The 17,318-nt window shown below is 33.8% G+C and carries 20 protein-coding genes; 10 read left to right on the top strand and 10 right to left on the bottom strand.

Translation table 11 applies throughout. The features are described from left to right. The first annotated feature begins 89 nt into the window (after nt 1–89). Nucleotides 90–1,838 carry an aspartate--tRNA ligase gene (gene aspS / locus GJJ64_RS10120; protein WP_154287670.1) on the top strand — a complete coding sequence of 583 codons (1,749 nt, stop codon included), beginning with the start codon at nt 90–92 and terminating at the stop codon, nt 1,836–1,838. 39 nt (nt 1,839–1,877) lie between these two features. Here aspS and GJJ64_RS10115 read toward each other — a convergent pair whose 3' ends face one another. After that, nucleotides 1,878–2,990 (bottom strand): DUF4407 domain-containing protein, encoded by a 1,113-nt coding sequence (locus tag GJJ64_RS10115; protein ID WP_154287669.1) that lies wholly within the window; start codon nt 2,988–2,990, stop codon nt 1,878–1,880. Between the two features lie 193 nt (nt 2,991–3,183). Here GJJ64_RS10115 and GJJ64_RS10110 point away from each other — a divergent pair, with 193 nt between their 5' ends. From GJJ64_RS10110 to GJJ64_RS10090, 5 genes are all read left to right on the top strand, one after another. After that, nucleotides 3,184–3,498, top strand: a complete 315-nt coding sequence (locus tag GJJ64_RS10110; protein WP_154287668.1) for a rhodanese-like domain-containing protein — start codon at nt 3,184–3,186, stop codon at nt 3,496–3,498. 2 nt (nt 3,499–3,500) lie between these two features. Then, a complete protein-coding gene (locus tag GJJ64_RS10105) occupies nt 3,501–3,731 on the top strand; it encodes a DUF6358 family protein (RefSeq protein ID WP_026904243.1) in 231 nt (76 codons plus the stop codon). A gap of 76 nt (nt 3,732–3,807) precedes the next feature. Next, entirely contained in the window at nt 3,808–5,004 is a 1,197-nt protein-coding gene (locus tag GJJ64_RS10100; RefSeq protein WP_154287667.1) for a sensor histidine kinase, read from the top strand. After that, nucleotides 4,988–5,500 carry a DinB family protein gene (locus GJJ64_RS10095; RefSeq protein WP_154287666.1) on the top strand — a complete coding sequence of 171 codons (513 nt, stop codon included), beginning with the start codon at nt 4,988–4,990 and terminating at the stop codon, nt 5,498–5,500. The genes GJJ64_RS10100 and GJJ64_RS10095 overlap by 17 nt, the downstream gene beginning before the upstream one ends. After that, a complete protein-coding gene (locus GJJ64_RS10090; RefSeq protein ID WP_154287665.1) occupies nt 5,497–5,925 on the top strand; it encodes a hotdog fold thioesterase in 429 nt (142 codons plus the stop codon). Before GJJ64_RS10095 ends, GJJ64_RS10090 begins: the two co-directional genes overlap by 4 nt. A gap of 1 nt (nt 5,926) precedes the next feature. Here the strand turns inward: GJJ64_RS10090 and GJJ64_RS10085 are convergent, their stop codons facing one another. After that, nucleotides 5,927–6,292 carry a DUF6249 domain-containing protein gene (locus GJJ64_RS10085; RefSeq protein ID WP_154287664.1) on the bottom strand — a complete coding sequence of 122 codons (366 nt, stop codon included), beginning with the start codon at nt 6,290–6,292 and terminating at the stop codon, nt 5,927–5,929. A gap of 174 nt (nt 6,293–6,466) precedes the next feature. On the opposite strand from GJJ64_RS10085, the gene GJJ64_RS10080 reads away from it, so the two are divergent. After that, complete coding sequence (locus GJJ64_RS10080; RefSeq protein ID WP_154287663.1) at nt 6,467–7,045, top strand: RNA polymerase sigma factor; 579 nt, start codon at nt 6,467–6,469, stop codon at nt 7,043–7,045. Continuing rightward, entirely contained in the window at nt 7,042–7,533 is a 492-nt protein-coding gene (locus tag GJJ64_RS10075) for an anti-sigma factor (protein ID WP_154287662.1), read from the top strand. Before GJJ64_RS10080 ends, GJJ64_RS10075 begins: the two co-directional genes overlap by 4 nt. Here the strand turns inward: GJJ64_RS10075 and GJJ64_RS10070 are convergent. Genes GJJ64_RS10070 through GJJ64_RS10050 form a run of 5 tightly spaced genes read right to left on the bottom strand, consistent with a single transcriptional unit; the run spans nt 7,525 to nt 10,586 of the window. After that, nucleotides 7,525–7,926 carry a thiol-disulfide oxidoreductase DCC family protein gene (locus GJJ64_RS10070; RefSeq protein ID WP_154287661.1) on the bottom strand — a complete coding sequence of 134 codons (402 nt, stop codon included), beginning with the start codon at nt 7,924–7,926 and terminating at the stop codon, nt 7,525–7,527. The two genes, GJJ64_RS10075 and GJJ64_RS10070, sit on opposite strands and share 9 nt — an antisense overlap. Before the next feature lie 37 nt (nt 7,927–7,963). Further along, nucleotides 7,964–8,623, bottom strand: a complete 660-nt coding sequence (locus tag GJJ64_RS10065; RefSeq protein ID WP_154287660.1) for a phosphatidylserine decarboxylase family protein — start codon at nt 8,621–8,623, stop codon at nt 7,964–7,966. A 24-nt stretch (nt 8,624–8,647) separates the two neighbouring features. Then, entirely contained in the window at nt 8,648–9,451 is an 804-nt protein-coding gene (locus GJJ64_RS10060) for a phosphatidate cytidylyltransferase (RefSeq protein ID WP_154287659.1), read from the bottom strand. Nucleotides 9,452–9,469: 18 nt separating this feature from the next. Then, complete coding sequence (locus GJJ64_RS10055; RefSeq protein WP_026904253.1) at nt 9,470–9,673, bottom strand: putative signal transducing protein; 204 nt, start codon at nt 9,671–9,673, stop codon at nt 9,470–9,472. Next, the gene (locus tag GJJ64_RS10050; protein ID WP_195759269.1) at nt 9,666–10,586 is read right to left on the bottom strand and encodes a CPBP family intramembrane glutamic endopeptidase; all 921 of its coding nucleotides are present in this window, start codon (nt 10,584–10,586) and stop codon (nt 9,666–9,668) included. Before GJJ64_RS10050 ends, GJJ64_RS10055 begins: the two co-directional genes overlap by 8 nt. Nucleotides 10,587–10,646: 60 nt before the next feature. Between GJJ64_RS10050 and dusB the strand changes: the two genes are divergently transcribed. Both dusB and apaG read left to right on the top strand, forming a co-directional pair. Further along, nucleotides 10,647–11,639: a tRNA dihydrouridine synthase DusB gene (gene dusB / locus GJJ64_RS10045; RefSeq protein ID WP_154287657.1), complete on the top strand. Its 993-nt coding sequence runs from the start codon at nt 10,647–10,649 to the stop codon at nt 11,637–11,639. 49 nt (nt 11,640–11,688) lie between these two features. Further along, complete coding sequence (gene apaG / locus GJJ64_RS10040; protein ID WP_026904256.1) at nt 11,689–12,075, top strand: Co2+/Mg2+ efflux protein ApaG; 387 nt, start codon at nt 11,689–11,691, stop codon at nt 12,073–12,075. 122 nt (nt 12,076–12,197) lie between these two features. On the opposite strand, the gene GJJ64_RS10035 is transcribed toward apaG, so the two are convergent. From GJJ64_RS10035 to GJJ64_RS10025, 3 genes are all read right to left on the bottom strand, one after another. After that, on the bottom strand, nt 12,198–12,545 hold the full coding sequence (locus GJJ64_RS10035; protein WP_154287656.1) for a DUF3024 domain-containing protein: 348 nt from the start codon (nt 12,543–12,545) through the stop codon (nt 12,198–12,200). A 159-nt stretch (nt 12,546–12,704) separates the two neighbouring features. Beyond that, nucleotides 12,705–13,139 (bottom strand): IS200/IS605 family transposase, encoded by a 435-nt coding sequence (gene tnpA / locus GJJ64_RS10030; RefSeq protein ID WP_154287655.1) that lies wholly within the window; start codon nt 13,137–13,139, stop codon nt 12,705–12,707. A gap of 338 nt (nt 13,140–13,477) precedes the next feature. Next, nucleotides 13,478–17,107, bottom strand: coding sequence for a DUF7149 domain-containing protein (locus tag GJJ64_RS10025; protein WP_154287654.1), 3,630 nt, complete (start codon nt 17,105–17,107; stop codon nt 13,478–13,480). Nucleotides 17,108–17,318: the final 211 nt, after the last annotated feature.

Here is a 17,318-nt window from a genome sequence, read left to right as displayed (position 1 = left end):
CTTATATTTTAACTTAAGAAGCTCTAATACGCAAACACTTTAATAAGATTTTTTATCTTCGTGTCCTACATTAAAATAAATCAAAGAAAATGCATAGAACTCATACGTGTGGCGAATTAACGATTGCCGATTTGGGAACTCAGGTTGTGTTAAGTGGTTGGGTACAAAAATCCAGAGACTTAGGAGGCATGACTTTTATTGATGTTAGAGATAGATACGGTATTACCCAATTGGTTTTTAATGCTGATGATAATGCCGAAATGAGAGCAAAAGCCCGCGAATTAGGAAGAGAGTTTGTGATAAAAGTAAGCGGTACGGTTATAGAAAGAACCAATAAAAATCCTAAAATAGCCACCGGAGATATTGAAATTAAAGTTTCTGAGTTAGAAATTTTAAACGCTGCAAAACTCCCTCCTTTCATGATAGAAGATGAAACCGATGGTGGAGACGAGCTAAGAATGAAATACCGTTACCTTGATTTAAGAAGAAATCCGGTACGTAATAACCTAGTGCTGCGTCATAAAATGGCTCAGGAAATCAGAAAATATTTAGATGCACAAAACTTTTTAGAGGTAGAAACACCTGTTTTAATAAAATCTACACCAGAAGGTGCTAGAGATTTTGTGGTACCAAGTCGTATGAACCCGGGTGAGTTTTATGCTTTGCCACAATCTCCACAAACCTTTAAGCAATTGTTAATGGTTTCTGGTTTTGATAGGTATTTTCAAATTGTAAAATGTTTTAGAGATGAGGATTTAAGAGCCGATAGACAGCCGGAGTTTACCCAAATAGACTGTGAAATGGCATTTATCGAGCAAGAAGATATCCTAAACTTATTTGAAGGCTTGGTGCGCCACATGTTTAAAAACGTAAAAAATCTGGATATTCAAGATTTCCCAAGAATGTCTTATGATGATGCTATGCGTTTATATGGTTCTGATAAGCCAGATACCCGTTTTGGGATGCAATTTGTAGAAGCTACAGATTTTGTAAAAGGAAAAAGTTTCCCTGTTTTTGATAACGCTGGTTTAGTTGTTGGTATCAATGCAAAAGGTTGTGCTTCTTATACGCGTAAGCAAATAGATGAACTAACAGACTTTGTTAAACGTCCGCAAATTGGTGCTACAGGTTTAATTTACATGCGCCATAACGAGGATGGTACCTTAAAATCATCAGTAGATAAATTCTTTAACGAGGAAGAACTACAAAAATGGGCAGCTGCATTTGCTACAGAGCCTGGCGATTTAGTATTAATTCTGGCAGGAGAAAACCCGGATAAAGTACGTAAACAGTTAAACGAGTTACGTTTAGAGATGGGTAACCGCTTAGGTTTAAGAGATAAAAATAAATTTGCACCACTTTGGGTATTAGATTTTCCTTTATTAGAGTGGGACGAAGAAACAGAGCGTTACCACGCTATGCACCATCCTTTTACATCACCAAAACCAGATGATATATCTAAACTAGATACAGACCCAGCAGCGGTTAGAGCCAATGCTTACGATTTAGTAATTAATGGTACCGAAATTGGCGGCGGTTCTATCCGTATACACGATAGAGAATTACAATCACTCATGTTTAAGCATTTAGGATTTAGCCCAGAAGAAGCTCAAAAACAATTTGGTTTCTTAATGGAAGCCTTTGAATATGGTGCACCTCCGCATGGTGGTATTGCTTTCGGTTTTGATAGATTGGTATCCATCTTCGCTGGTTTAGACACTATACGTGATGTTATTGCATTCCCTAAAAATAACTCGGGAAGAGATGTCATGATAGATTCTCCTTCTACCATAGATGATAAACAAAAGGTAGAATTACATATCAAAACAACAGTATAAAACATAAAAAAGGAGAACTAAACGGTTCTCCTTTTTCTTTTAGCTAAAATCTTCTAAATCCTTCTTAACCCTTCGTTCTATCAAAATTTTCTTTTTGTCTATTTCGGCATTGTTTAAAGTATCTAAAGTATTATCGGTAACTATAATTTCGTGGTCTTTTTCCTTTTCGCTGTTGTGAATAGCTACGCTTTCTATGTTTTGTAGGGCAACATCGTAAGGGCCTTTGTCAGACATTAGCTTAACAAAAACAGGTAAACATTCTAAAAGTACAAACAGGAAAGATATAAAAGATATCGCCAAATAAGTATCCACATCTCTGCTGCCATCAGGGTTAAAAGAAAGCTGTCCAAGAGCATAATTCCTGTCCGCAAAGCCGGCAACATTAGCTAAACTATCCAGTTGTTTTTCGTTAAAAAGTAAAGTGCTATTTAAGCCCTCCATTTCTTTACGCCGGTTAATAATATCGTCTATACGCTGTATATCATTTCTTACTTGTATTAAACGGGCTTCTTTTTGGTCTATTACAGCTTGTTTTTGCTTGGCGTAAGTACCAAATCCGGTTACACCGCTGGTTTGGTTGGTTTTATCGCCAAAAACCTCTTGATTTAAAATATATCTAGAACGATTGATATCTTTCTCTAAAGAATCTTTCTCTGATTTTAATTCCTCAAACTTTGCAAGCTCAATACTATATTTATCAGAGAAGGCTCTATTTAAAGTATCTATTTTAGAACGTTGTCCGTTTAAATAGCTAGTTTTTAGCTTTTGCCTAATTTCTTTATCAAAAATTTTCAGTTCTAAAGGTCTTGATATCACAATACCAATCATGATGGCTAATAATATCCTAGGTAAAGCCTGATAAATTTGCTGGTTAGAACCACCTGTCTTCTTAATACTGGCAACAATATAGCGGTCCATATTAAAAATGGCTAAGCCCCAAATTATACCAAATAACATCGCAAATAAAACAGCGGCATTACTCCCAGAAAAAACAAAATACATAGCATAACCACCAGATAAAGAAGCAAATAAGGCGGTAAAGAATATGGTTGCACCAATACCAACATATTTATTATGTTCTGTAGGATATTTTTTAAGTGTTTCTATGTGTGCGCCAGAGCAAAACCAAAAGAAATCGGTTATTTTTTTCATCTTATAATTTTCAATAAAAATGTTTTTCTCTTACAGCAAAATTTATGCTCAAAATAAACAAGCTATAAACGCTTATAAGACTTATTTAGGTATAGGCATGTTACAGTATATAGTTGATAAATGGTAAACTTTAATTATTAAGTTTTAAAACCTGCTATTTTTACTATTTTTGATAAGCATAAAGTATTTTATTATGAACGAGATAACAGTAGCAGAGCTAAAAAAATGGAAAGATGAAGGCAAAGAATTTCAATTAATAGATGTTCGTGAGCCTTTTGAATATGAAATGTCTAACATAGAGGGAGAAAATATTCCGCTTGCTAGTGTTTTACTAGAGGCAGATAAAATATCAAAAGATATTCCTGTAGTTATGCAATGCCGTAGTGGTGCCAGAAGTGCTGCTGCTTTAAACCAATTGCAAAACCTAGGTTATACCAATCTTTACAATTTAAAAGGTGGTATTTTAGCGTGGGCTGCAGAAATTGAACCTGGCATGAAAGTATATTAATCATGTTTAAAAAGGTATTATTTAACGTTATTTTAAACTTAATCATTATTTGCTCTGCCATAGGAGCTGTAATGGCTTTTAAGGCTGGTAATTATTTCTTACCCATACTTCTATTAGCAGCATTTGGCTTAAGTTTGTATTATAAAATTAAGTTGATGAAGCAGGTGCGGGAAGAAATGAAACTAAAGGCAGAAGAAAAGCTAAAAAATAAAAACCCTAAAAAGCGCTCTTAAGGCGCTTTTTTCATAACAAATCTTTTTGCTAAATAAGAGAACCAATTTTGAGGCGTTTTTGTAATTTGGTATAAATATGAATCCTTACGAAAGAAAACGTCGCTGGAAATATCTCCTACTTTTTTTCGCAATAGTTATTGCTGTTTCTTCGCTTTGGTATACTGATTTTTTGGTGCAAAATATTGCAAAATCAGAACGTACCCGGGCCGAGCTTTGGGCGCAAAGTCTTAAGCGGATGTTTGAAACCGATAACGATGAGATGATGAACTTCCTTTTCACTATAAGGGATAGTTTACCTGTGCCCGCAATTGTAACCAGCGAAAAAGATTCTATCATTACCTACCAAGGCTTAGACACTGCTAAAACGTACTTTCAGATTGAAAGTAATAAAAAATACGACCCAAAGTATTTTCTAAAAGAGCTACGGGAAATGAAAAATCAGCACAACCCTATTCCAGTAGAGTTTTATGGAAAAAAAAATCTCATTTACTATAAGGATAGCGATTTGCTAAGTCAGCTTAAAGTTTTCCCTTATATCCAACTCAGTTTAATTGCAGTTTTTCTGATGCTGGCATACTTTGCCTTTAATTCGGCAAGAAAATCAGAACAAAACCAGGTTTGGGTTGGTTTAGCAAAAGAAACAGCGCATCAGTTAGGCACACCTATATCTTCTTTAATGGCTTGGGTAGAGCTTTTAAAAGAAAGATTTAAAGCCGATGATTCTTTAATATTAGAAATGGAAAATGATGTGAAAAGACTAGAGGTTGTGGCCGATAGATTTTCTAAGATCGGCTCTAAGCCTATCTTAAGTAGTCATTCTGTTTATGAAGTTGTTAAAGATTTTGTTGATTATTTTAAAGTTAGGGTATCAGATAAAATTACTTTTGAGGTAAACGGAGACGAGCAGTTAGAAGCTCTTATTAACGTTCCTTTGTTTGATTGGGTGATAGAAAACATCCTAAAAAACGCAGTAAACGCTATTGATGGGAAGGGAATCATCAGCGTCAATATCAAAGAAAATATTGTTAAAGAACAAATTATTATAGACATCACAGACACAGGTAAAGGTATCCCACGCTCAAAGTTTGATACCGTTTTTCAACCAGGTTTTACTACTAGAAAGAGAGGCTGGGGCTTAGGCTTATCATTAACTAAAAGAATGATAGAAAACTACCACGGCGGACAGGTTTTTGTAAAAGAATCTGAACTGGGTAAAGGCACTACCTTTAGAATTATACTTAAAAGCAGCATAAATTATGTACCAACCATTTAGTAACGAATACGCTCCATATTACGAAGGATACATCAAATTAGTATCAGGCCAAAACATCCTTAGAAAACTAAAAAACCAATTAAATGAGGTTGATGATTTCTTGGCAGAAATACCAGCAGAAAAGCATGACTACGCTTACGCTGATGGTAAATGGACCGTTAAAGAAGTTGTTGCCCATTTAATAGATACAGAAAGGGTGATGGCTTACCGAGCAATGCGTTTCTCAAGAAATGATTTTACACCACTACCGGGTTTTGATCAGGATTTATACATGCAAAATGTTGATGTAAGTAAACGTTCTTTTAATGATTTGGTAGATGAATTATTGCTTATGAGACAGGCTAACCTGTATTTTTTCAAATCATTAACAGAAGAAGATTACAAGAAAAAAGGCGTAGCAAGCGAAAGAGAAGTAAGTGTTGGTGCTTTATTATTTATTATGGCAGGCCATATAGAACATCATTTTAGGGTATTAAAAGAAAAGTATTTAAAATGATTTGGTTTAAAAGTTATACTCCAGAAGAATTAAACAGCAGGCCAAAAAATCATATTGGCGCCTTGTTAGGGATTAGTTTTACCCATATTGGTGATAATTTTTTAGAAGCTACCATGCCGGTTGATGAACGTACCCACCAGCCGGTAGGTATTTTACATGGAGGCGCTTCGGTAGTGCTTGCAGAAACTTTAGGAAGTGTAGCTAGTAACTTGGTTTTAAATCCCGAAGAAAAAATGGGTGTAGGTTTAGAAGTAAATGCTAATCATTTACGTCCTGTTAAATCTGGATACGTAAAAGGTGTTTGTACGCCAATACATATTGGCGCAAAAACACATATTTGGGATATTAAAATTTACGATGAAAGAGGTAAAATGAGCTGCATCAGCAGGTTAACGGTAGCTGTAGTTCCCGCTGCTGTTAAATAGCTTATAATTTTTGTTGCTTCTCTTTTTTCTCTATCGTATAAGAAATAAATAGACCCAAACCACCAAAAAGTGTAATTAAAGAGAAATATATAGCCTCGTTTTTAGTATTTCCCCACTCGTTAACATTATGTGCAAAAACGGTGTTATCTAAAACAAAAGCTAAGAATAAACCTAAACCAGCACCCATCAAAAGTAAAGCTAGCTTTAAATAGTAATTAGATTTTGATTCTGGTTTTTCTGGTATCGGGTTTAATCCTCTTTCAATTAAAGCCATTCTTTCTTTATTGGTTAGGTATCGCCAACCAAAAATTACTGCAAAGCTTCCTATAAATATGGTAAGCGGAATTAAGATTTCTACATTGTTCATAATCTTGTATTTAATGTTTAATAATTTTGTTAAATCTTATTGTTTGGAAGCTAAGACTACATCGTTTTTAAACAGGTTACACCAAAATTAAAATTTTTATGATGCTTATTTTTTTAAAGATATTTTGATTTACCTGTAACCTAAAGCTTATAGGGGTTGTCTTAGCATCAACACATGCAACAAGAACTAACAGACATAGCTATTATAGATGCGGTATTAGCAGGAGACCAACAAGCCTATGCGCTTTTGGTTAAACGCTACCAACGCTATGTTTTTACTTTGGCTTTAAGATTTACCAAGGGAAGAGAAGATGCTGAGGAAGTGGCTCAAGATTGCTTTGTGAAAGCATTTAAATATTTAGCTGGTTATGAAAGAAAAGGGAAGTTTACTACATGGCTTTATAGTATAGTTTATACTACCGCTATGACTTATTTAAGAAAAAAACAAGTTGATATTCTATCTATTGATGATGAAAACCATCAAAATGTTTTAGATAGTCATGAGGCAACACCAGACTTAAATACCGAGCGGAAATCAAGAGATTATTATTTAAATTTAGCTATAGAAAGTTTGTTACCAGATGATGCCAGCATTATTACCTTGTTTTATAAAGGCGAGCAATCTTTAGAAGAGATAGCTCAGATAATGGGAATTGAGGCTAATACAGCTAAAGTAAAATTACATAGGGCTAGAGGCCGATTAAAAATTAAGTTAGAACAACTTTTAAAAAGCGAAGCGGAGGATTTAATATGAAAAGTGCAGAAGAAAAAATTTGGAATTATATAGATGGTTTATGTAGCCAAGAAGAAGCCTTAGAAATAGAGCGATTGCTTCAAGAAGATATTGCTTTTCAAAACCTTTATCAAGAGATATTAAGTTTTGATGAACATCTTAAACAAACAGATTTGGAAGAGCCTTCTATGGGTTTTACCTTCCAAGTAATGGATAAAATAAGACTACAGGCGCAACCACTATCGTTAAAAGCACAAGTTGATAAAAGAATAGTTTACGGCATAGCTGCCTCTTTTATTTTAATATTAAGCCTTATTATGGCTGTAGCAATTGCCCAAACCAATTGGTCTGCTTCAAGTGGTTATTTTGATTTTAGTATGAACTACGATGCTTTTAAAATCGGCGAAGGCTTTTCTAGAACGGCTATTCAAGCTTTCTTGTTTTTTGATATCATCATCATGCTTTTAACAGCAGATTACTTCTTCAGAAAAAAATCTAAATTAATTTAAAAACCTATCTTTTAATTCCTGAGTAGGAAGCATACAATGGTCATCCTTCCCAAACCATTTATAACGGTTTTTAGCGATGATATCGTAAATAAAATCTCTTATAAACTTAGGAATGATGATGAAGATATAAGCAGTTTTCCAAAAGCCATTTAATTGCGATGCTATTTTTAAAGCAGCAGTAGATTTGGTAAAAACACCCTTTTCTGTAAGTAGTATTACCGAGCTTAGTTCCTCTACAGAAATAACTTTTGTTAAAAGTTCTTGTTTGGCAAAGTCTGATTGTAATGCAGCAAATCTAAATTTTGCATATTTATCATGCTTTATGATAAACCGCACAAAACCATTACAGAGGTTACAAATGCCATCAAAAAAAATTACAGGTTTATCTGTCATATCAAAATCTAAAACAAAAAACCTGTAGAGATTTTTCTTAAGAAAGCGTAGCTAAAACGGTAACACCGCCTTTAACCTTATCTCCAAGGTTTACATTAACTTGGGTTCCTAAAGGTAAAAAAACATCAACCCTAGAGCCAAATTTTATAAAACCAAACTCTTTGCCTTGCTCTACTTGATCGCCTTCTTTTACGTACCAAACAATTCTACGAGCCAAAGCACCAGCTATTTGTCTAAATAACACAGGTACGCCATTACTGTTTTCAACAACAACAGTAGTGCGTTCATTATCTGTAGAAGATTTAGGGTCCCAAGCAACCAAATATTTTCCAGGGTGGTATTTAAAGAATTTTACGATTCCGCTTATTGGGTTTCTGTTTACATGTACATTAATAGGCGACATAAAAACAGATATCTGAAGTCTTTTATCTTTAAAATATTCGTTCTCTTGCGCTTCTTCTATCACTACAACTTTACCATCTGCAGGGCAAATAATTTGGTTTTCTCCTAAAGTTAAGTTCACCACCGGATTTCTAAAGAACTGTAAAACAGTTATAAATAAGAATAACGATACTAAATACCATAACCAAACAAACCAAGTTACGTGTGGTAGGTAATAATTGATAAGGGCATTAGTAACAAAAACAAATAGTACAGTTAATGCAATAGAGGTATATCCTTCTTTGTGGATGGTCATTTTTTTAAATTTTTATCAAAACTACTAATAAGTAATCAAATATATGTAAACGAAAACAACAGGGGCAGAAAGTAACAAGCCATCAAAGCGGTCTAGCAAGCCTCCGTGGCCTGGTAGTATTTTGCCAGAATCTTTAATTTCTATACTTCTTTTAAACATAGATTCTACCAAATCTCCCATGGTGCCAAAGCAAGAAATAAGCGTTGCCATGCTTACCCAATGTAATAAACTATATGTAGTAAAGTATTGAGCCAAAATACATGCTACAGTTATACTTGTAGCAACCCCACCAAAAAAGCCTTCCCAAGATTTCTTTGGAGAATGGCGCTCAAAAAGGCGTTTTTTACCAAACTTAACGCCAAAAATATAAGCACCAGTATCATTAGCCCAAAGCATCAGGAAAAAACCTAAAGCCAATTGGTAGTTATAAGCACCAGAAATAAAGGCAATACTGTGGAAGAAAATAAAAGGTACAATGGTATAAAAAAGTCCTAAAAAAGTGTAAGCAATGTTACTAAAAGGGATTTTAGATTTTTTATAAAGTTCTCTCACAAAAATTCCAAAAAACAAAGGGATATTAACTAATAACCATTTGGTCTCAAACTGTATAAAATATCTGCCTGCAACAGAAGCAAAAATAATAAGCGCAGCTATATACCCGATAGATCTGTGAGGTCTTATTCCTGTAGTTTTAACTAGGGAAAAGAACTCCATTAAGCAAATTAAACTTAAGAAAATATAAAATCCTGTGAAAACATAAGGCCCTAAAAATAATGAGCATAGCATGATGAGGATAAAAATAACTCCAGTTATAGCTCTGGTCTTCATAATAATTAGGGTATTAAATTAAAGGTCGTTTTGGATAATAATTTCTAAAGCTTTATCAAAATCAGATTGATGAATGTAAACCTCAACCTCGCCAAATTTGTAGGCTGTATCTTGTTTATTCATCAAAACAGCTTCTATTTCATGGTCAATTAGTACTTGCCTCACTATTTCAGATTTCATGAACTGATGTGAAGTATAAATTTTTACCCAAGTACTATTCATAAATATCTATTTGATTATTCTTTTTACTGTCTTGATAAAACTTCAAGAGCAAAACTAAGGTAATTATCGCACTTAATAAATATCCCCAGATTTGAAATGTGTCTGTTTTCTCAATTTCATCTATGCTTTTGCCTTGTAATTGTAGCACATAAGCCATGGTAACGGCTAAACCATTATTAAGAAAATGAGCCCAAATGGCAAGCCATAAACTTTTTCCCCACCATAAAAAGTATCCAAAAAGTACACCCAAAAGCATTCTTGGGAAAAAGCCAAAAAACTGAACATGTATAGCACTGAAAATAATTGCACTTATCCAAATGGCAACATGTGGGTTATAAAACCATTTGTAAAAAATATTCTGTAAAGAACCTCTAAATAAAAGTTCTTCGCCTATAGCGGGTATTACAGCTATCATCAAAAGGTTAAATAAATAATCGCTAAAGCTTTTCATAACCAAAAGCTGCTTAGTTAAAACGGCTGCTTGTTGCTCTTTTTCTCGCATCCATTGTTCTAAGCCTTTTAAAAAATCTGGTAAAACCATTTTTTGGTTGGCAGCGTTAATAAGCTCAAGAAAAGGTAAGCCTAAAACCATAATAGCTGTAACTATAATAAGTAATTGGGGCGTTTTAAGCGGATTATAAAAGTGATAATAAGATTTTAGAGGTTTTTTTGTGGCTAAAGCAAAAGTTAATGGGCCGGCAATAAAAATCCCTAAAGAGCTAGAAATTTGGATTGTTCTGATGAAGTTGATATCCATATTACTTTCATCACCAGTTAAAAGTATAGAGCAATTATTACCAGTAAGACTGTAGGTAAGAACACCAATAACAGTAAACACCAGTCCACCAGCAATTACATAAAGCAACAAATAAATTAATTGTATAGCTGGGTGTTGATGTGTTGACTTTTGCATGTCACTCATAATTAAGGATATTTAGTAAATTTGCGTTTAATTTAATGATTTGATTTTTAAATGTCTGTTAAAATAGGAAATATAGATTTAGGTGATTTTCCATTATTGCTTGCGCCGATGGAAGATGTGAGCGACCCGCCATTCCGTTTTGTTTGCAAACAAAACGGAGCGGATATGATGTATACGGAGTTTATTTCCTCAGAAGGTTTGATAAGAGATGCAGCCAAAAGCAGACAAAAACTAGATGTTTTTGAGTACGAGCGTCCTATCGGGATACAGATTTTTGGTAGCGATATAGAGCATATGCGTGAAGCTACAGAAATAGCAACCAAAGCAAAACCCGATTTAATTGATATCAATTACGGTTGCCCTGTAAAAAATGTAGCATGTCGTGGGGCTGGTGCAAGTTTATTACAAGATATAGATAAAATGGTAGCCATGACAGCCGCTGTTGTTAAGGCTACGCATTTACCTGTTACAGTTAAAACCCGTTTAGGTTGGGATGATAATACCAAAAACGTTTATGAGGTAGCAGAGCGTTTACAAGATGTGGGTATTAAAGCTTTAACCATACATGGTCGTACGCGTTCCCAAATGTATAAAGGCGTTGCCGATTGGACATTGATTAGAGAAATCAAAAGAAATCCAAGAATACAAATTCCTATTTTTGGTAATGGCGATGTAGATTCTCCTGAAAAAGCAGCCAATTGGCGCCTAGAATATGAGGTAGACGGAATAATGATTGGTAGAGCAGCCATTGGCTATCCGTGGATTTTCAGAGAAATAAAACATTTCTTTGAGACCGGTACTTTTTTAGATGGGCCAACTATTAATGAAAGGGTTGATGTTTGCACTACGCATTTGAAAAAATCTATCGAGTGGAAAGGGTCAAAAACAGGTATTTTTGAAATGCGGAGACACTACGCTAATTATTTTAAAGGCATACCAAATTTTAAGGAATATAGAATGAAACTGGTAAGCCTAGAACGCGTAGAAGATATAGAAGACGTACTTTATGAAATTAGAAACAAATTTGATACAGTAGCGGTCTGATTTTTGATTTTATATTTTTAATCTCTAAATTGTTAAAAAAATTAAAGAAATGGTAGCGCAAATAACCGACGGAGTAAAAGTTTCTGTTGAAACCACCTACCAGCCAGAATACTCAAATCCGGCTAATGAGCATTTCATGTTCGCTTACAAGATTAGGATAGAAAATCTAAGTCATTATAGCGTACAGCTTATGAGCAGACATTGGAATATATTTGATTCTAATGGTACAAAAAGAGAGGTAGAAGGAGAAGGTGTTGTGGGGCAACAGCCCATTATAGAGCCAGGAGGCATGCATGAATATGTATCTGGCTGTAATTTACAAACAGATATGGGGACTATGCATGGTAGCTATGAAATGCGAAGATTGGTAGATGATGAAGCTTTAACTGTTTTAATCCCAAAGTTTGCATTAATTGCCCCTTTTAAACTGAATTAATTTTAATCGTTAATAAATAGTCGAAGCCTCTTCATTTTTGGAGAGGCTTTGTTGTTTAGATGGTTTTTGTCATAGCCCACGGTTTATACCATAAGCTATATTGATAATGCCAATTTGTGAATTTATCCAAAAAAATAATGATGTTTGTCTTCCTCAACAAGTTTCGTAAAATCTTGTAAATGCTTTACTGTTGGGTTAGGAGAATAACTATGCCATTTCAAATCGGCCTTCATCCAAAACACTTTCCAGTTATTTTTTGCTTTTACAAATGTTGTCTTTGCAAACGGATGTTCAAGAATAATTTCGGGTTTGTTCCATTTGGGTCTAATTTCAAAAACAATTATACTTTGGTCTTCAATTTTGTACCCAATATCTAATTGGTTTCTGATATGTTCAGGAGGTCTTTTTTTTGTAAGGAAGTTTTCCATCACTTCAATAATCTCCAATGTTTGTAAAGTGTCAATCGCCATTTTCAATTCTAATTAGGTTGGCCCGTGTAATATAGCCCACGGTTTAAACCGTGGGCTATGATGGTCCAATGATATTTCGTTAATGGTTTTAACCATTTTTTATGATGTTCTATATACATCTATGTTTTAAACCTTAGGCTAAAATGGTTCAATGATGTTTCAATCATTATCAAGCCCATATAATTTCAAAAACTCATCATATTCCTGCTCAAAAGTTTTCTTTTTGTGATGTTGTTTTTGGTTTTTTATGTAATGTAAAACTTTGTCAACAACAGATTCTGAAACGGAATATGCAGCATAACCGGTTTGCCAAGCAAATTTTTCAATAATTAGATTGTTTTGATTAATAAAATGCGAGCTGCTTCCTTTTATCTGTTTAATTACATCTGCGATTGATTGTTGTGGGTTTAGTAAAAACAAACAATGGATATGGTCCGGCATTCCATTAATGACTCTTACAGGGCAGCTTTGCTCACGAAATTGCTCTGAGATAAATGAATATATTCTTTGTTCTACCGTTAATTCAATTAATGGTAATCTATTTTTGGTAGACCAAATGGCGTGTATCCAAATTTTATTGAAAGAATGCGGCATATTCAATTCTTTTATACTTGTTATAATAAACCGTTGAAACGGTTATTGTATTGTTCTCATAATTTATAGCCCACGGTTTAAACCGTGGGCTAGGATTGGTATTTATGTTTAATTAATGGATTTATACATTTCCTTATATCGCCCACGGTTTAAACCGTGGGCTAGGATTGGTATTTATGTTTAATTAATGGATTTATACATTTCCTTATATCGCCCACGGTTTAAACCATGGGCTATGATTGGTATTTATGTTTAATTAATGGATTTATCTATTTCCTTATATAGCCCACGGTTTAAACCGTGGGCTATGATGATCATACATGTTGTCATAAATGGATTTATCCATTTCCCTCCACAATCTTTATCTCATCCTCCGTCAACTCGTAAAGCTGATAAACCAATTGGTCTATTTCGTCAGTTAGACTTGTAATGTCAGCTTTTTCATTAGAACTTCTTAATGAAATTATCTCTTTAACGAGTTTATTAAGTCTCTTGTCATTCGTGTCACAAAGCGGAGAATTTCTTAAATAAATTGGCTTGATTTCGTAATCAAAATATCTTTTTGAATACAGCCAATTAAATAATTTGGAGTTCAAAACGCCCAACAAGCCTTCAAGAGAATTATCTCCTTTTGAAATAATATTTGAAATGCGATTGAGATTGTATTTTTTGCCATAATCTATTGATGCAATTATTCTTTCTTTGAGACTGATATTTCTAGTTCTCACTATTAGAATTTTAGGCTCTGTGAAAAATTTTTCTTCTGGCAAAGTTCTTCCTAATTTTCCTTTGCTTTTTACAAACTCCTTATCATACATTATGTAGCCTTCAGTCTTGATATTCCCATATTTAGACACACCTGTTCCTGGAACCATAGGGTGATATCTTTTATCAAGTTTGCTACCTGCTGTTAATTCATCTTTTATGTAGCCTGTATTAATTCCTACACCAAAGTCATAAGCAGTTTCAATTTTTGGAAAGTTCAAAATTAACTTGTTGACAATATTGTATTCTTGGTCATTTAGCAAGTAGTCAAAAACTAAAAACTCATTTACTAAAAATCGGCTTTGTCTTAAGGTATATGCTGGAGTGATTGCAACATCAACTGGTTTTTGAGGATTTATTACCAAAGTTAATTCTCCGTTATATTTTGATTTTTGAAGAATATAAATTGCTGAGTCAACAGTAGCCTCTTCGAATACCGAACCACCAAGGGGAACGATATTCTTTAAAGTTGAATTATCTAAAATAAATTTCCGTGTCTTGTCGAAGGATGTTTGAAGTAAAAATGATGAATTTGTTATAAGTGAGTTGAACCCATTTTCTTTGGAAATTCTTATTGATTGTTCAATGAAAAATTTATACAAATCATAATTCCCCGAAGTGTTGTAATAGTTACTATTAAAATAGTCTTTAACATTTTCAAAGTCAGCATTTCTATAAACATAAGGCGGATTACCAATCACCACATCAAAGCCCACAAAATCACCATCATCATTCAGCACTTCAGGAAATTCAAAACGCCATTCAAAAGCGTTTTCAAAAATTTTGTTGCTTAACGTTTCATCTCTTTCGACTTCAAGTTTGTTCAGTTTTTCTACTGCTTTTTTATGGTCGGCAAGAAGTTTTTTATCTGCTTTTTCGCCAAAGCTTTCTAGGTTGAGTATTTTGGTGGTTAATTTTTCTGCTGAGCCTCTAGCATCACTCAAGGACTTTTTGAATGGTGTTTCTATTTCGCTTCTAAAATCAGATTTTATAGCGGCTATCAATTGCTCCATTTCCCTTTTCTGCTCTTTATTTTCTGCATTACGGTAAGTGTCTACTGCTATGCGGTAGCTATCTATATTCCACTTGCTTTTCTTTAAGGCTTGTTTCAAGTCGGCATCAATAGCAAAACGGCTTACTAAAGAGTTTCCACATTTGATGTTAATGTCAATATTGGGTAGGGTTTCTAATTCCCATAACCCGCGGTTTAAACCATGGGCTATGTCGGTTTTATAATACGCATTTTTCAAAAGCTCTATCCACAACCGTAAACGGCATATTTTAACCGAGTTGGGGTTAATATCCACACCAAAAAGGCATTTTTCTATAATGCTTTGTTTTTCATGAAAAAGGGTTTCTTGTATGCGCTGGCTTTCTTTATTATTGGGGTTATACTCAAAAAGTTCTCCTTCTTCATCGGTTACTATCAGCTCATCATTTACTACTTCTACTTGATATTCTTTCAGGCGTTTTCCATCACGGTCTTGTAGAATTTTCAAGTCGTTTTTAACGGCAATCATTTCATTAAGTGCCGAAACCAAAAAGTGCCCAGAACCAACAGCGGGGTCACAAATTTTGATACTGTTTACAATTTCATTAGCTTCTTTGCGGTCTTCAATTTTATCGTAAAGTTCTTCAATTGTTGTGCAGTTCCATTGTTTGGTATCGTTAAATTTCTGTACAACGGCTTTCCTAATAGTTTCACGGCACATATACATAGTGATGAAACCCGGTGTAAAAAACGAACCGTCTTTGTAACCATTTATTTTCTCGAAAATTAAGCCCAGTACAGAAGCGTTAATCAGTGTTTTATTGTCTTCTTGTATTTCTTCGCTGCCTTCTGCTCCAAATTCATAGGCATCTAAAAACTCAAATAAATATTGGAGGGTAGCTATGTTTCCAGTGCGTTTTTTCCCTTGCTGGTCTTTTAGTACCGTTTGCGAAAAAATGGGTATGGTTTTATCATCTTTCAGATTACTGATAAATAAAGTAATCTGCTCGATATCAGTTGGCTCAAAAAGTGAAGAATTAAGATAAGGAATTTTTTCAAACTCCTTTTTAACATCTTCATTACGCTGGTCGTACTTACGGGCCAATACCTGAAAAAATAAGCTATTTAGATCGTCATAGTTTTTAATCTTTTCAAGACTGAGAAAAGAAAAGGATTTATCGCCTTTATTATAAGTTATCAGTTGGGCTTCTAGCAACTTCAAAAACAAAATTCTATTTATCCAAGTGATAGAAAGCTCTAAGGCAACATTAAAAAGTCTTTCTTGTTGTGTATTACCAAACTGGTTTGGTTTTTCTAATCTGCTAAGTTTGTCTAAGCTATCAAGCTGAATGATGGCATCTTCAAGAATAGTTCCTGTATTGCGTTCTCCTTCTTTGTTTCGTTCAATTAGTTTTTTGCTTCCTTCTTTGGTTTCGGTTAAACCGATGATATGCAGTAGCTCACTATAAAATCTTTTGTCAAGGCTGTTACTATCGTTGGTAAACGGAAGTTTTAAAAGATGCTCTGGTGATAAAAGTTTGAATAAAGAAATCAGCGCATTATCATCTGTTTTATCGTTATTGCGCAAAGGTTTTTGATAATCCTGAATATTGAAGTAGGTAAATTCAATTTCAGAAGTGATACTTTCTATAAACGGCTCGGCAATTTCTTTATAAAATACATCTGTTGTTTTCTTACTTGTTTCAAAGTTTTCAAATTGTTTAACAAATGATTTGTTTTGGGCAAAAAGCCTTTCAAAAAGATGCTCATCAAAAATGAACCATTCGTTAATATTGGTAGCTACTAAATGTTTTATTTCAAGATTTTTGTGGGTAATTCTTTCTCGTAAATAATACAAAACCAATTCCTGAAAAGCTTTAGCATTCAGTTTTTTGGTACTTATCATTTCTGCTTTGTTAGTTGGCTTTTTAGCTTCTATAATTACACCAACTGTTGTGTTTGCATTTTGCCCGTTATGTATAACAAGGTCATTCCTGCCTTTGGTATTTATAAAGTGGTTTGGGTCGTAATAAGTCTTCTTTAAAAAGTCTGAGATTAGGTTTTTATGAAACTCTTCGCTTTCTGTATCGTTTGTTCTGTCAAGTAAAGTAATAAGATTCGTCTTGAAACCTTCAATTTCAGTCCTGTTAGGTTTTACTTTTAAGAAGGCTTTATTAAGCGCCTTTCTGGGTTTCAGTTCGTTTAAATTCATTACTATTTATATTTTTTCAGTTGGTTAAGATATGTTTTTCGGTTAAAGACCTTGTTGTAGCGTTGGTGGTATATTTTTTAGCATATATTTTCGTCTAAAATAGAAGAAAATATAGAAAAATTATCTTCTATTATTAAATACAAAAACAACGAATTAAATTTAATCACCAACTCTTTTATTCTTAAATTAAATTGGTCCTTATTACTATATT

The organism is Pedobacter puniceum (assembly GCF_009674685.1).
GTDB classification, from domain to species: Bacteria; Bacteroidota; Bacteroidia; order Sphingobacteriales; family Sphingobacteriaceae; genus Pseudopedobacter; species Pseudopedobacter puniceum.
The sequence above is the reverse complement of the archived record's forward strand: the minus strand, read 5'-3'. Positions and strand labels throughout refer to the sequence as shown.

What these genes read in the sequence shown, in the direction of transcription:
- GJJ64_RS10090 (WP_154287665.1), top strand. Translation starts at nt 5,497, where the DNA reads ATGATTTGGTTTAAAAGTTATACTCCAGAAGAATTAAACAGCAGGCCA.
- GJJ64_RS10070 (WP_154287661.1), bottom strand. Translation starts at nt 7,926, where the DNA reads ATGACAGATAAACCTGTAATTTTTTTTGATGGCATTTGTAACCTCTGT.
- GJJ64_RS10035 (WP_154287656.1), bottom strand. Translation starts at nt 12,545, where the DNA reads ATGGCGATTGACACTTTACAAACATTGGAGATTATTGAAGTGATGGAA.
- aspS (WP_154287670.1), top strand. Translation starts at nt 90, where the DNA reads ATGCATAGAACTCATACGTGTGGCGAATTAACGATTGCCGATTTGGGA.
- tnpA (WP_154287655.1), bottom strand. Translation starts at nt 13,139, where the DNA reads ATGCCGCATTCTTTCAATAAAATTTGGATACACGCCATTTGGTCTACC.
- GJJ64_RS10115 (WP_154287669.1), bottom strand. Translation starts at nt 2,990, where the DNA reads ATGAAAAAAATAACCGATTTCTTTTGGTTTTGCTCTGGCGCACACATA.
- GJJ64_RS10060 (WP_154287659.1), bottom strand. Translation starts at nt 9,451, where the DNA reads ATGAAGACCAGAGCTATAACTGGAGTTATTTTTATCCTCATCATGCTA.
- GJJ64_RS10050 (WP_195759269.1), bottom strand. Translation starts at nt 10,586, where the DNA reads ATGCAAAAGTCAACACATCAACACCCAGCTATACAATTAATTTATTTG.
- GJJ64_RS10075 (WP_154287662.1), top strand. Translation starts at nt 7,042, where the DNA reads ATGAAAAGTGCAGAAGAAAAAATTTGGAATTATATAGATGGTTTATGT.
- GJJ64_RS10095 (WP_154287666.1), top strand. Translation starts at nt 4,988, where the DNA reads ATGTACCAACCATTTAGTAACGAATACGCTCCATATTACGAAGGATAC.
- GJJ64_RS10025 (WP_154287654.1), bottom strand. Translation starts at nt 17,107, where the DNA reads ATGAATTTAAACGAACTGAAACCCAGAAAGGCGCTTAATAAAGCCTTC.
- GJJ64_RS10100 (WP_154287667.1), top strand. Translation starts at nt 3,808, where the DNA reads ATGAATCCTTACGAAAGAAAACGTCGCTGGAAATATCTCCTACTTTTT.
- dusB (WP_154287657.1), top strand. Translation starts at nt 10,647, where the DNA reads ATGTCTGTTAAAATAGGAAATATAGATTTAGGTGATTTTCCATTATTG.
- apaG (WP_026904256.1), top strand. Translation starts at nt 11,689, where the DNA reads ATGGTAGCGCAAATAACCGACGGAGTAAAAGTTTCTGTTGAAACCACC.
- GJJ64_RS10065 (WP_154287660.1), bottom strand. Translation starts at nt 8,623, where the DNA reads ATGACCATCCACAAAGAAGGATATACCTCTATTGCATTAACTGTACTA.
- GJJ64_RS10110 (WP_154287668.1), top strand. Translation starts at nt 3,184, where the DNA reads ATGAACGAGATAACAGTAGCAGAGCTAAAAAAATGGAAAGATGAAGGC.
- GJJ64_RS10085 (WP_154287664.1), bottom strand. Translation starts at nt 6,292, where the DNA reads ATGAACAATGTAGAAATCTTAATTCCGCTTACCATATTTATAGGAAGC.
- GJJ64_RS10055 (WP_026904253.1), bottom strand. Translation starts at nt 9,673, where the DNA reads ATGAATAGTACTTGGGTAAAAATTTATACTTCACATCAGTTCATGAAA.
- GJJ64_RS10080 (WP_154287663.1), top strand. Translation starts at nt 6,467, where the DNA reads ATGCAACAAGAACTAACAGACATAGCTATTATAGATGCGGTATTAGCA.
- GJJ64_RS10105 (WP_026904243.1), top strand. Translation starts at nt 3,501, where the DNA reads ATGTTTAAAAAGGTATTATTTAACGTTATTTTAAACTTAATCATTATT.